The organism is Psychrobacter sp. CX21 (assembly GCF_057396255.1).
In genome coordinates this window covers 122,061-135,754 of record NZ_JBXYJG010000003.1, presented here as the reverse complement: position 1 = coordinate 135,754, position 13,694 = coordinate 122,061, and the positions used below count along the sequence as shown (strand labels likewise).

The 13,694-nt window shown below is 41.3% G+C and carries 9 protein-coding genes and 2 tRNA genes; 6 read left to right on the top strand and 5 right to left on the bottom strand.

What is annotated here, in order from left to right:
- Nucleotides 1–188: 188 nt before the first annotated feature.
- From AC2SLP_RS03035 to AC2SLP_RS03020, 4 genes are all read right to left on the bottom strand, one after another.
- A complete protein-coding gene (locus AC2SLP_RS03035) occupies nt 189–1,235 on the bottom strand; it encodes a hypothetical protein (protein WP_486535160.1) in 1,047 nt (348 codons plus the stop codon).
- A 553-nt stretch (nt 1,236–1,788) separates the two neighbouring features.
- Nucleotides 1,789–1,864, bottom strand: a tRNA-Glu gene (locus tag AC2SLP_RS03030).
- 177 nt (nt 1,865–2,041) lie between these two features.
- A tRNA-Ala gene (locus tag AC2SLP_RS03025) sits at nt 2,042–2,117 on the bottom strand.
- 108 nt (nt 2,118–2,225) lie between these two features.
- Nucleotides 2,226–3,128: a pirin family protein gene (locus tag AC2SLP_RS03020; protein ID WP_486535159.1), complete on the bottom strand. Its 903-nt coding sequence runs from the start codon at nt 3,126–3,128 to the stop codon at nt 2,226–2,228.
- Between the two features lie 448 nt (nt 3,129–3,576).
- On the opposite strand from AC2SLP_RS03020, the gene AC2SLP_RS03015 reads away from it, so the two are divergent.
- Together AC2SLP_RS03015 and AC2SLP_RS03010 are read left to right on the top strand one after the other, a co-directional pair.
- A complete protein-coding gene (locus AC2SLP_RS03015) occupies nt 3,577–4,305 on the top strand; it encodes a pyridoxine 5'-phosphate synthase (protein WP_486535158.1) in 729 nt (242 codons plus the stop codon).
- Nucleotides 4,306–4,418: 113 nt separating this feature from the next.
- Nucleotides 4,419–5,165: an Lcl C-terminal domain-containing protein gene (locus AC2SLP_RS03010; protein ID WP_486535157.1), complete on the top strand. Its 747-nt coding sequence runs from the start codon at nt 4,419–4,421 to the stop codon at nt 5,163–5,165.
- 275 nt (nt 5,166–5,440) lie between these two features.
- On the opposite strand, the gene gltX is transcribed toward AC2SLP_RS03010, so the two are convergent.
- Nucleotides 5,441–6,955, bottom strand: coding sequence for a glutamate--tRNA ligase (gene gltX, locus AC2SLP_RS03005; RefSeq protein ID WP_486535156.1), 1,515 nt, complete (start codon nt 6,953–6,955; stop codon nt 5,441–5,443).
- Between the two features lie 557 nt (nt 6,956–7,512).
- On the opposite strand from gltX, the gene rsmH reads away from it, so the two are divergent.
- The 4 genes from rsmH (at nt 7,513) to AC2SLP_RS02985 (ending at nt 13,539) form a co-directional block, all read left to right on the top strand.
- A complete protein-coding gene (gene rsmH / locus AC2SLP_RS03000) occupies nt 7,513–8,520 on the top strand; it encodes a 16S rRNA (cytosine(1402)-N(4))-methyltransferase RsmH (RefSeq protein ID WP_486535155.1) in 1,008 nt (335 codons plus the stop codon).
- Between the two features lie 159 nt (nt 8,521–8,679).
- Nucleotides 8,680–9,216: a cell division protein FtsL gene (ftsL, locus tag AC2SLP_RS02995; protein WP_486535154.1), complete on the top strand. Its 537-nt coding sequence runs from the start codon at nt 8,680–8,682 to the stop codon at nt 9,214–9,216.
- Nucleotides 9,209–11,374, top strand: a complete 2,166-nt coding sequence (locus AC2SLP_RS02990) for a peptidoglycan D,D-transpeptidase FtsI family protein (RefSeq protein WP_486535153.1) — start codon at nt 9,209–9,211, stop codon at nt 11,372–11,374. The genes ftsL and AC2SLP_RS02990 overlap by 8 nt, the downstream gene beginning before the upstream one ends.
- Nucleotides 11,375–11,661: 287 nt before the next feature.
- Nucleotides 11,662–13,539, top strand: coding sequence for a UDP-N-acetylmuramoyl-L-alanyl-D-glutamate--2,6-diaminopimelate ligase (locus tag AC2SLP_RS02985; protein WP_486535152.1), 1,878 nt, complete (start codon nt 11,662–11,664; stop codon nt 13,537–13,539).
- The last annotated feature ends 155 nt before the right edge of the window (nt 13,540–13,694 follow it).

Below are 13,694 nucleotides of genomic sequence, written 5' to 3'. Positions count from 1 at the left end.
AAAAAAATAAGCGCTCTAACTGAGCGCTTATTTTATATTATTACTAGACAATCAAACTAACAATTTTAAATTTATATTCAACGAAATACTAAACGGTTACAGTGTTAACCTCCTTCAGCCTACTATAGTAGTACTTGCACTCGGTTACCTTGTAACCATTTTAGATTTCTTTGAATATCGTCTATGGCTTAGCGTACATTGTCACCTAAAGTAATGATAGGCTTATCTAAGCGATAGTTAGCTGCAGCATTACGAGCACCCATAGTACTTGCGATGAATGTCAATAGAGTACTGATTAACCAAAACAGCCCTGAGTATAACGCTGCTTTACGTGCATAATCTTCGGCAGTGTTTAATGCTTGATTCGCTTTTTGTTCAGCAGTCATAATCATGTCTTGAGTCTGAGTTTTGTAGTCATTGTATGACGCCACAACTTCTGTACGAACCTGTTGTGCTTCAGCTTCAGAAAGACCGGCAGCTTGAAGACGGTTAATAATTTCTTGACTTTCAAGTGTTTGCTGAATGTCATTCAAACGATTTTTAGCAATATCGTTAAGGTTCTTCCACGTTTCAAGATTAGTGAAATCAAGCGACTGAACTTCTGCTTTTTGCTCATTTACTAAGTTTGCAATAACTGTTGTCGAAGCATTGATCTGTTCTTGATCTAAACCTTGCGTGTTTTTGGCCAACCAGCCTTCAACATCGCTACGACTAATATCACCCGTTAAACGGTTATAGATGTTTTGCGCTTCTTGTTGAACGTTAACATCAGATTGCTGAGCTGCAGTACCGACAGCAGTAGCAACGCCACCAGTCGCAGTTGCTGCAGTGCTAGCAACAGAGCTTACCGTACTACCGACAGCACTAGTTGTTGATGAAATGATGTTAGTTGCGCCATTTAGCGCCATTACTGAGGTTAAGACTACCATAGTGGCAGCAGTTAGCATGCCGGTCAATGTGGCATCTTTTGGATCAATCTCAGTGCCATCACCAAATAAAGCTTCTGGTGCTGAGTATTTTACCGCGAAATAACCAGCGACATAAGCGCTGACTAATGCCGTGATAGCAGCATATATACCAGCCGCTATACTTGTACCTTGCAAGCTAAAGGGTAAGAATGAACTTAATACTAAGGCTAAAGCAACCATAGCCATAACCACAATCAGTCCCATTAAGAGACCTGCAATTACGCCACGCCATGATGGGCGTCTTTGAGGACGATATGAAGGTGTCATTTTTATTATCCTTTTAATTGAATTAATAAAGAGATTTGTTATATTGGAACTATTCAAAGAATTAATTTAATATAAGATTCTTATAAATAGCAGACCGCAATATCTCTTCTAAAATTAATCTTAAAATTATTAAACTTATGCGTCGTCTAAATGACTTAAAAATTAATATGTATAGATTAATCAATACAGAGTCAAGGTAACGAGCGCACAAACCCATATATCTATAATTGCGAATGTTATCAATAGATAACGAGAAAAGAAATATAGTTTAGTAAGGATATGCCAAGAAATGTATACCAACTGCGCTTAATGTAAATATAATGTTATGTTAGGTATAAATTAGATATGTTTTGGGATATTTATGGAGAACTTTAAATCACTTTAAGCATTAGTTATTTTAAATGTTAAAGTGTTTTGACATACAACGCTTTGAATATAACGGATAAGTTAGCTGATCGATAGTCAGAACAATCTCGCATAAAAAAACCTCCAATCAATTTGATTGGAGGTTTAGTTGTTTATATTTATACTAGATAAACACAAACAGAATAGGTGGTATCCCGTAGGGGATTCGAACCCCTGTTACCGCCGTGAAAGGGCGGGGTCCTAGGCCTCTAGACGAACGGGACACAATATCATGTAAACATGAAATATTTTACAACGTAAGGTGCTAACATTTATAACTAAATGAGCATTGCCTAGGTGCTTACGTTGGTGCTGTTGATGCAGCATTATATCCAAAAGATATGAGCGAATCAACGGGTAATACAACGAATACTTTTAACAAAATTCTTAGCGATAAGAATTGGTGGAGCTAAACGGAGTCGAACCGTTGACCCCTTGCATGCCATGCAAGTGCTCTACCAACTGAGCTATAGCCCCTTGTCAAGAGTGGGCGTATTTTATGTAAGAAGGGCTAGGTTGTCAAGCGTTTTTTTAAATTGATTCTAATTTAATCTGTTTGGCTATTAAAGAATCTAAAATTGAATCCTAAGCACCTTCTCCAAACCGTCCTTGTTGAAAGTCGTTGACTGCTTGCATGATCTGTTGTTTATTATTCATCACAAATGGACCGTATTGAACAATGGGTTCATTTAGCGGTTTACCTGTGACCAATATTACTCGGGTATCCGTATTGTCATTTGCTTCAATTACCACACCATCTGCATGCATATCATTTTGTAAAATTGCCATGTTTTTAAGTGGTATTAACTGCTCATTAATGCGAGAAATTCCACGATATACAAAGACAAATGCATTATGAGTAGTCGGTATAAGATGGCTAAAGCTTGTACCTGCAGGCAGGTGGATGTCTAAGTAAGTCGGCTGGGTAATTTTCCGAGTTACTGCACCTGTAACGCCATGAGACTCTCCAGCAATAACGGTGACCTTTACGCCTGCATCGGTTGTAAACTTGGGTAAGTCTGCATTTTGAAAGTCTTTGTACCACGGGTCATTCATTTTATCTTTTGCAGGCAAGTTTAGCCATAGCTGAAAGCCTTCCATAACGCCATCTTCTTGTTCGGGAGTTTCTGAGTGTATAACCCCTTTACCCGCGGTCATCCATTGGACGCCGCCCTTTTCAAGCAGGCCTTCATTTCCCGCACTGTCTTTATGGCGCATACGTCCACTAATCATATAAGTAATCGTCTCAAACCCTCGATGCGGATGATTGGGAAACCCAGCAATATAATCATTAGGATTGTCACTTTTAAAATTATCTAACATTAAATACGGATCAAGACGCTGCTGTAAGTCTTGTGTCAGTACTCGCGTAAGCTTAACGCCAGCACCATCTTGCGTATCGTTACCCACAACCAGATGCTCTACACTACGAGGATGAGTAATAGTAAGTTTTTTTAGTTCATCGCGTTGATTATTTATAGTATTCATAATGTTTTACTTGTTTCACAAGTGCTTAAATGTTCAGATACTATTGATATGAGGTTTACAAGGACAAATTTAAATTAAGACATACTAGGGGCTGTATAGAATTGATTCATGGAACTGGCAGAGGCTATTTTTTATCAATATATGGTGACTGTTTATGAATAATAGTTATAAGTTAGAATAACTAAGTGTCTAAAATTTCCCTGCATATTGCCTAAAAAATTACCGCCGCCAGTTACATATTTGAATGTTCAACAGACCCTAATATCTAGCATTATTTTATCAGTTAATATACATAATTATATAATGATTTGTTATAACATAGTTTAAACTGTCAAACGATTTAGGTTTTATAAAACATTAATTGTTATGTCACAAACCTCGTTAAATCCATTTATTTTTTCTAATAATAACTATTTTATAATAACTATACGACATACGTGGAGACGGTATGAGCACCTTGTTTAGCGTCAATTTAAATAAGCTTGCATTAATTCGTAATTCTAGAGGCACAGATTATCCCAATTTGCTGTATTTTGTGCAAAAGCTGATAGATCTAGGAGTCAAAGGGTTTACAGTGCATCCAAGGCCAGATGAACGTCATATACGCTATCAAGATGTTTATGATATCAAAGCGCACTTAGCAGATTATCCTGATATTGAGCTTAATGTAGAGGGCAATCCGAACGCCACGTTTTTGGCCATGATTAAAGAGCTCAAACCGCATCAATGTACCCTAGTGCCCGACAGTGTCGATCAGCTCACCTCAGATCATGGTTATGATATTATCCAGCACAAAACATTTTTATCTAAGCTTAGCCAAGAGCTTAGCGCAATCGGTGTACGCTGTGCGGTATTTGTTGATCCTGATCTAAACCAAATTCAAGCGGCGATAGACAGTGAGCTTACGGCAGTAGAGATATACACCGAAGAGTGGGCGCGCCAGCATGCTAGCGGTGATTATGATACCATCAAAAATAAGTATCAACAGAGCATTGCGCTGGGTAATCAAAATGGCCTTAGAGTCAATGCAGGTCATGACCTAAATCTAGATAATTTGACGACCTTTTTAACATTAGGTGAGGTGGCAGAGGTGTCTATTGGGCATGCCTTTACGGTTGAATGTATCCAGCAGGGTATGGATACCGTGGTAGCGAAGTATCTAAAGATATGTGAGTAAATCAACCCACATTATCTTATTAACTTTATAGATCAAATAGCTCAACTGCAGAGTTTAAACCTGTTTTTATATACTGTAATATAGAATACTGTGATCAACGATAAGAAGGTGTCATGTACGACGTAAATAAGTGCCCTAACGATAAGCAGCGAGGCGAAGCAAGGCTACAAAGTGCTTTTTGGATCATTGGTATCATTGTCGGTATTTTAGGTATCGTACAGTTTGCTTTGCCTTATATCGTCTTAAAGCCTGATACCACTGAGTCACAGGTGCCAAATGAAGATGAGGATAAGGCTGCTGAACCTAATCCAGAACCAGAACCTGAACCTGAACCTGTTGAGCCAAACAGTCCTTCAACCAAAATTGATCAGTATACGGCTTATGATAATGGTGTAGTCATCGATGAGAAGACGGGCATAATGTGGATGCGCTGTACCTTAGGACAAGAATGGGATGGTAATACGTGCCAAGGTAGTGGTAAGACCTTAACTTTAGAAGAAGCTGGGCAGCGGGTCGAACAGCTTAATAAAGTAAGTTATGTCGGATTATATGAATGGGAGCTGCCTAATATAGAGGCATTACAGTCGCTGATTTATTGTAGTGAAGGGTATGACTCAAGCTACACCATACCGCTGACCTCCGGAGAGTCAGCAGAGGTGGAAATGGGCTGCACCAGTGGTTATATCCAACCGGCGATCAAGAGTAATGTTTTCCCGAATACTCAAGAGGCCATGTTCCATGGTTATTGGTCCAGCAGCCGCGATGTTGATGGCACACCGCTAACGGTTTATTTTAATTCAGGAAATATTAAACCTAAACAAGGGACACACTATGTACGTCCCATGCGCAGGGTTGAATAAGATTGTGCTAAATAAGCTTATAAAGATAAGCTATAGTCAAAGAAACATAAAATGGTTACAAGTCAACTTAGTGCAAGTACTATTATAGTAAGGCGACCGGGGTTAACACCGTAACCGTTTAGTATTTCGCTAACTATATTGTATGTATGATCGATCAAATGGTAATTCTAATCCTACAAAGTTTAGAAGACAAAGTCTTAAATACAAGTCTAAACCATCAGTCTAAACCATAAGTCTAAACCATAAAGTCAAACACAAAGCTTACTCAGTCAGCATTACTCCGCTAAAAAGTCAGGTAACTCACTGGCGCGTTTTTCAAGTTTTTTAAGTTTTTTCTTACCGAGGCCGCCTAGTACTTCAACGGCGTGACGTAAGCGAGTTAAGGTCATGTCTGCGCCAATAATGTACATTGAGTTCATGACCGGCGTAGAGGAGGTGCTACCTGCGATGGCGATAAAGAAAGGCGCCATCATGTCACGCAGTTTAATTTCTAAGGCACCGCTCAAACCTTTAAGGGTTTTAAAGATATTGTCTTCTGTCCATTCGGGTAGCGCTTCTAACTTCCATGTCGCTAATTGCAAAATTTCCATAATTTGCTCAGGTGTCAATGTCTTATGTTCAAAATCTTCTAAGGCAATATCGGGTAGATTTTGGAAATAAAAGCCGCCCCAATTTACCGCATCAGATAACAAATGAATACGCGGTTGAATGGCAGCGGCGATGGCGGTTAATTTATCAGAATCATTCGCCCAGTCTAAGATTTTATGTTTAAGCGCCTCAGGCGACAATTCACGCAGGTATTCTGCATTAAGCCAGTTTAGTTTTTCAATATCGAAGATAGGCCCGCCCAGTGAAACACGCTTTATATCAAAGCTATCTATCATTTCATCAAGCGTAAACTGCTCCTCTTCATTTGGCATAGAATAGCCCATACGCCCTAAATAGTTTAGTAGCGCTTCTGGCAACACACCGGCATCACGATAATAAGTGATCGACGTTGGGTTTTTGCGTTTTGATAGTTTGGATTTATCAGGATTACGTAGTAGGGGCATATGACATAGCGTTGGCATCTCCCAACCAAAATAGTCATATAACAGCTGGTGCTTAGGTGCTGAGTTAAGCCATTCTTCACCCCTGATGACGTGAGTGATTTCCATTAAATGGTCATCTACCACGTTTGCAAGATGGTAGGTGGGCAATCCATCTGTTTTTAGAAGCACTTGCATATCTACTTGCTCCCAAGGGATATCGACTTCGCCACGTAGCATGTCTTGAACCTTACAGACACCATCTGTAGGCACTTTCATACGAATAACAAAAGGCTTGCCCTCGGCAGCCATTTTGTCAGACTCCTCTCTGGGTAGATGTGCATAGCGGCCGTCGTAATGTGGGTTTTCACCACGGGCGATTTGTTCTTTACGCATCTCATCGAGCTCTTCGGCAGTGGCAAAGCAGCGAAATGCATGACCTTTATCGAGCAGCTCTTGAGCGTATTTTTTGTAGATATCAGTACGTTCACTTTGACGATAAGGCGCATGAGGACCGCCAATATCGGGACCTTCTGCCCAGTCAAGACCTGTCCAGCGCAGCGCATCTAAAATCATTTTTTCTGATTGTTCGGTGGAGCGGCTTTGATCTGTATCCTCAATACGCAAAATAAATTCGCCACCGTTAGCTTTAGCAAATGCTAAATTAAACAAAGCAATATAGGCAGTTCCAACATGAGGAAAGCCTGTAGGCGAGGGTGCAATACGGGTTCTAATAGGGCGATTAGAGGCAGATTGTGTCATAAAAATTCTCTTAGCTTTTATTGGAGGTTAGGGAGTATAAATTTGCGAGATTTAGATTAGGGGCGGTATAGTAAGCAGACGTAAGCGATTACGTTGTGCTTATGTCTCATTGTGCTTATATGAAATTGCGCTTATGTGTAATTGCGCTTATGCCTAATTGTTGTTTTGCCTATTATAGCAGGTTTGATTTCAAGCTTTTAAGCCCTATGTTGACGGCGTGTCACTAATTGGATTCGCAAACTTAAACAATAATGAAAACTATATTTTAAGTTAACTTATATTGCTGTCCTTGACATGTAGAGTAAGCTTGCCATAATGAATAGTTTGGTTGCTAAAAACATAAAGTAGAAATAGAAACTTATAATAGAAACTATAATTTAAACTATTCACTTATAATAATTGCTATTGGCCATTGTAACTGTCCAATACGTCCATAAATGTCCAATAATATATAAAAACGTCGTATAGACGTATAAACACTAATGATTTTTTATAACTTTTAATCTCTCTATTAAATACTGCTTATATCAAGCCTACAGCGAGCTGATCAGATCACCATGCACTCATCCAAACCCATTAACGCCAATCCTAGAACCGCGCAGTTTAGCCATGAAACAGTGCTATTATACGAAACTGTGGCCGCAGTAATAGGGGAGACAGCGCTACATGAAGATACGCCCATGCATTCTGGTATTTTTGTGGATGCGACATTCGGTCGAGGTGGTCATAGTAAGCTATTGCTCAATTATTTAAGCGAAGATGCGACGCTATTAGTTTTTGATAAAGATCCGCAAGCCATTGAAGTAGCAAACCAGCTGGCACAAGTGGATAATCGGGTGGTGGTGGTTCATAATAGCTTTGCCAATATGACCCACTGTTTGCAGCGACATGGCGTCAATCAAGTTAATGGTATTTTGGCAGATTTAGGGGTATCGTCTCCGCAGTTAGATGATGGCAGTCGCGGCTTTAGCTTTATGCGAGATGGCGCTATCGATATGCGCATGGACACGAGCCAAGGCCAGTCGGTAGGAGAATGGCTTGAAACGGTCGATGAGGAAACCTTAGCAAACGTACTTTATGATTTTGGTGAAGAGCGCCACAGTCGGCGTATCGCACGGGCCATTAAACATATGGATAGCTATACGTCGACGCTTGAGCTTGCCGAGGTGATCAAACAGGCGCACCCAAAATGGCAAAAAGGCAAACATCCTGCCACCCAAAGCTTTCAGGCCATGCGAATTTTTATTAACAATGAGCTTGGTGATATTGATAGTTTTTTAGAACAAAGCCTGCCGCTGCTCGCGACGGACGGCTATTTGGCAGTGATTAGCTTTCATTCTTTAGAAGACAGGCGCATAAAGCAGTTTTTTCAGCGTCACAGTCGTGGACAGTATCCAGAAGATCAGTGTTTACCTATGCCACCGCAGCGGCCGCGCTATTTTAGTAAGCCGAAACGTATTGCGCCAAGTGCAGCAGAAGTTAATGTTAATAATCGTTCAAGAAGCGCGTGGTTAAGAGTAGCAAGACGCACTGATACGCCATATAATACGCATACAGAAATTTAAACCAAACAGGTAGTCGTAGTTTGTATTGTTAAGCAGACCCTAAAAACTACGTGTGTTGATAGAGTTTTTAAATCGTTTGTTTGTATCATCGCTAGATAATGAGATTGAGATGCAGATATTGCGAGGAAAAAGCATAAGATAGGACCTCCAAAGAGTGATATGGTTAAGTCAATGAAGTCCTCTAAAGTAAACGATGCTGCACTGTCATTAAGTACGTCGCATCAAAAAAAAAGCGCTAACATAAAGCATATGACAGACCGTAATAAACAGATCCAAGACGATCAAGACTCAGCATCGCTAGAATTAACAGATATTCTAGCGAATCGGTTTCGTGCCAATCGTATTTATCCCTTGGTTATGTTTGTGTTAGCAGTGGGCATTATTTGGACCGCTGTATTAACCGCTGAACAGGTACAGCAATACCATAATGACTATATGAAATTGCAAAAAATGAAGGTTGCTCACCGTAATTTACAAATTGAGAATCAGCGATTAATTATTGAGCAGCAAACCTTTAGCGCCACTCCGCAAATTGCAAGCCGTGCTGTTACCCAGCTTGGTATGTTTTCACCCTCAACAAAAGATAAGCTTATTCTACAGCCGATGGCATCAACTCAAGGGGACAGGCTAAACGTTGACGACCGAATCACCATGCAGCAATCAGATGAGCTGACCCAAGGAGGCCAAGATGAGTAAAAAGCCTTCTAAGACCACAATCAAACGCAAAAAGTCCACATCAGCTAAACGCTCAAAAGTCGATAGCCAGCCTATGCACGGTAAGGTCACCGAACCTTTGACCACAGCTAAAGCTAGCTCAACTTCTAAAAAAAGTAGCGCTAAAGGTAATAATAAAAGTAACACTAGATCCAAAACCACTGGCAAAAACACTGCCCCCAAAAAGCTGGGAAAATTAAAATTCTGGCAAAAAGAATACGACAGTAGCGCCCCTTATACCAGTATCAAGCAGCGCGGCAAACCCTTCTTTGGTAAAAAAGGCGGGGCAACGACTCGAGGCGGTGTTGAAGATGATAAAACCCGTTTCCATGTGGTGTGGTTGATCGCCTTCTTGTTGCTTGTAGCACTGGTGACTCGGGCATTCCAGCTACAAATATTCAAAGCAGATGAGCTTATGGCGAAGGGCAATCAGATTATCACAAGCGAGCGTACCCAGCGATCATATCGTGGTATGATTACCGATAGAAACAATCAGCCCCTTGCTATTAGCGCGCCATTATCTAGTGTTTCTTTTAGTCCGCATGATTATGCATTGGCATATTATGATTTGCTCAGACGCATTGAGATTAATAAAAACAATCCCACCGCACTAGAGCGCTTACATACCCGATTAGAGAGTATGGATTTGGCACGATTAGCAAATGCTTCGGGCGTCTCGTTAGAGCGCTTAGAGCGCGCTGTAGATATAAAAGACAATATCGCTTATGACGATGAAGATGTGGTCAAAGCAGCTTTACCTAAAGGCGCCGGTTCTCACTATGTACCGCTTCTTAATAAAGTAACGCCCGAGATTGCAGATGCCGTTATGGCGCTGGATTTTAAAGGGGTGTATGAAAAACAAGAATTTAGGCGCTATTACCCGCAGCCGCAGCCTAATGCGCAGCTTTTAGGATTTATGGGTTATAACGCTAATGATCCTGAGAGTGGGTATGAAGGCCGTGCTGGTATCGAGCGGCAGTATCAAAGCAAGCTTGCTGGCGAAGATGGCAAGGTTTTAATTCTAAAAGACCGTTATCAACATAGTATTGAAGAGCTTGAACAGATCAAACCCATGATTCCGGGTGAAGATGTGACGTTGTCTATTGATTCACGTCTGCAATACTTGTTATATAAAGAGCTTGAGCGTGTAGGGCGTGTGCAAGAAGCACGATGGTCGACAGGTATGGTGGTGGATGTGCATACAGGTGAGGTGCTTGCCTTATCAACATGGCCTGCATTTAACAATAACAACCTAAACGAGATGACAGGTAATAATCAGCGAAACCGTGCGGTGCTTGATGTGTTCGAACCTGGGTCTGTAATGAAACCTATTACCGTCGCTGCAGCATTAGATTCGGGCAAATACACGGAGCATTCGTTAATAAATACCAGTCCAGGCTCGATAAGAGTCAGGGGCTACACGATCCGCGATCATAATAATTTAGGCACCATCAATATGGCCACTTTGATTCAAAAATCCAGTAACGTGGCCTCGACTAAAATTGCATTATCGCTACCGCCAGACGGCATTACCAGTATGCAAAAGAAATTTGGCTTTGGCACCAAAACCGCACTGCAATTCCCTGGGGAGCAGTCAGGAATAGTGCCTACACCAAAAGAGAAAGAAACCTCACGCCGAGCAACTTTAAGCTATGGCTATGGCTTGCAGGTTACTTTGGCTCAAATCGCCCAAGCATATGCCGCATTAGGTGCAGGCGGAGTTATGCATCCTTTGACCTTAATCAAGCAAGACCAAAAAGTACCGGGTAAACGCATCATCAGTGAAGATCAGGCAATGTCAGTGGTCAAAATGATGGAAACGGTGACTCAAAAAGGTGGTACAGGCACTAGAGCAGCAATAGATGGGTACCGTGTGGCAGGTAAAACGGGGACTTCTCGACGTGTTAATCCAAGTGGCGGGTATTATAGCGATCAGTACCGAACGGTTTTCGCGGGCATAGCGCCTGTGTCTAATCCGCGACTGGCGACCGTTATATTGGTAGAAGACCCTCGTAAGACTTACTATGCAGGTTTGGTTGCAGCGCCTGTATTCAAAAACGTTATGCAAGAGGCGCTTCGTTTATATAATGTTCCTCTTGATAAACCGTTACTGGATAGCTCTTTAAATGCTCAGCAGTAGTTTAAAATGTAAAAAAGATGGGTTTGCCTTTTGTGTCATAAGCTACTTATGATAAGCCATTTTTTAATCGCTAATACTAATACTAATACTACGTATTATATGACCAATCAATGCGATTATACTAAACGTCTACCTTGATTAATCGGCTACCCAAATTAACCCGCTATCCAAAACGATTCTATCTAATGGAGCGGTATCGACTAAATAAACGTAACGAACCAATAAACGCAACGAACCGATAAACGCAACGACCAAATAAATTAAGTGGTAACGACTAAGGTAACTGTATGGTGATCAATATTTCAAATGACGCCCTTATCTCCAAGCCCTCTGCACCCCAGTCTTCAAAGGGTGGGCATACGTTAATTGAGATAATACAGGTTGCGATGCGAGTATTGCCCAATCATACGCCTATATTCGAAGCCCTACTTAGTCAACTCAGCCCAGATGAGGCTGAAACTATTGAATTTTCTGAGTTTGTCTTAGACAGTCGCAATGTAGCTCAAAGTGAGTCCAATTTGCCACTTCAGCCAATTCAAGCATCAACTCAATCCAAACGAGCGTTTGTGTTATTAAAAAGCCATACTCAGCCCATTGAAAAAAGCAAGCAGTATGCGCAATCTGCCTCAAAGCAAGCGGCATTTATCCTGACTGAAATAGACGCTGAAAGTTTGGGTGTCTCTTTAGATAAAGATTCAAACAGTGGCGATTATTTGAAAGATGCAAATAAGCCCACACAGCATAAAAATACCTGTCCAATAATAGTGGTGCCCAGACTACGCGAAGTTCTTGGTACCTTAATACAGCTGAGTCTACTGCCGTCAGATCAACTTGCGACGATTAACTCTGCTGAAGATTTGGCAAATCAGTTGCCTTTGGTTGTTGCCGTGACTGGGACCAACGGCAAAACCACAATTACACAGCTTATCGCACAATTGTGCCAAAAGTCTGGGGTTGAAGGCATATCTGATACCGCCGTGATGGGTACGGCTGGCAATGGCCGCTTAAATCACTTGATTCAAGCCAGCCATACCACTGGAGATGCCTTGGCAGTACAGAGCTTTTTACGTCAAATGCAAAACGAGGGCATAGAAGTCTTATGCTTAGAAGCCAGTTCACACGGTTTGGATCAGCAGCGCTTACAAGGCGTGCCTGTCTCAGTAGCAGTGTATACGAATCTAAGTCGAGATCATCTAGATTACCATCCCGATATGGATGACTACGCCAAAACCAAAGCGCGTTTGTTTGATAAAAACTACTTTCCACTATTAACCCATGCCATTATTAATGGTGATGATGAGTTTGCGCCCTTAATGATAAAGACAGCCTCTGAGTCAAATCTCAAGGTATGGGTGTATAGTCTCGATGCAAACTCTGGTCTGGGCAAAATCGCTAACAACAATAGTGACGCTATAAGAAAAGCTGATACAAATTCAATAGATGCTTACTTCATTGCAAAAGATATACGACCAAGCTTAAAAGGGGTGGATATACAAATTGATACGCCTGATGGTACTATGCAGGTTCACAGCCCTTTGTTAGGACGATTTAATGTCGCAAATGTATTGGCGGCAATGGAGACGGGTCTTGCCCTAGGGATTGATGTAAAAGCCATGCCGCAGCTGGTGATTCAGCTACAAGGGGCAAGCGGGCGAATGCAGCGTGTTGAATTAGAACAGCCTAATTTAGAAACGAGTTCAGAAACGAATTCAGAACAACCAAATAATCAAGGTGTGTTTATTATTGATTATGCACATACGCCAGATGCCTTAACCCAAGTTCTTAATAGCTTGAAGTTACATTGCCGAGGGGAGTTATGGGCCTTATTTGGATGTGGCGGGGATCGTGATAGCGGTAAGCGGCCACTTATGGCGCAGGCGGGGCTTTCAGTAGCTGATAAAGTGATTCTGACCTCAGACAATCCGCGTAGTGAAGATCCTTTACTTATTTTAAACGACATGCAGCAAGGTATGAGTGATATACAGCATGCTAAAACGCACGTTATAGCTGACCGCAGAAAAGCGATTGCATTTGCAGTAGCGCACGCAGGTGTAGAAGACATCGTCGTGATTGCCGGTAAGGGTCATGAAACCTATCAAGAAATCAAAGGTGTACGTTATGACTTTGATGATCGCGAAGTTTTGAAAAACGCACTTAAAGCATAGGGTCTATTTAAACTAACCACAGTACTTAGTGAATGTGGCTATGACAACCATAAATCAACCATACATCGTCCTAATCATATGAGAAACCAGTAAGATGACATCAGCGGACAATAACAATAGTCACCACTCAATCAGCAATCATAACCCTATCAAAT

Bases quoted from the DNA above. Each gene is read 5' to 3' on its own strand.
- AC2SLP_RS03020 (WP_486535159.1), bottom strand. From the start codon at position 3,128: ATGAATACTATAAATAATCAACGCGATGAACTAAAAAAACTTACTATT.
- ftsL (WP_486535154.1), top strand. From the start codon at position 8,680: ATGGTTAAGTCAATGAAGTCCTCTAAAGTAAACGATGCTGCACTGTCA.
- AC2SLP_RS03035 (WP_486535160.1), bottom strand. From the start codon at position 1,235: ATGACACCTTCATATCGTCCTCAAAGACGCCCATCATGGCGTGGCGTA.
- AC2SLP_RS02985 (WP_486535152.1), top strand. From the start codon at position 11,662: ATGGTGATCAATATTTCAAATGACGCCCTTATCTCCAAGCCCTCTGCA.
- AC2SLP_RS03010 (WP_486535157.1), top strand. From the start codon at position 4,419: ATGTACGACGTAAATAAGTGCCCTAACGATAAGCAGCGAGGCGAAGCA.
- AC2SLP_RS02990 (WP_486535153.1), top strand. From the start codon at position 9,209: ATGAGTAAAAAGCCTTCTAAGACCACAATCAAACGCAAAAAGTCCACA.
- rsmH (WP_486535155.1), top strand. From the start codon at position 7,513: ATGCACTCATCCAAACCCATTAACGCCAATCCTAGAACCGCGCAGTTT.
- AC2SLP_RS03015 (WP_486535158.1), top strand. From the start codon at position 3,577: ATGAGCACCTTGTTTAGCGTCAATTTAAATAAGCTTGCATTAATTCGT.
- gltX (WP_486535156.1), bottom strand. From the start codon at position 6,955: ATGACACAATCTGCCTCTAATCGCCCTATTAGAACCCGTATTGCACCC.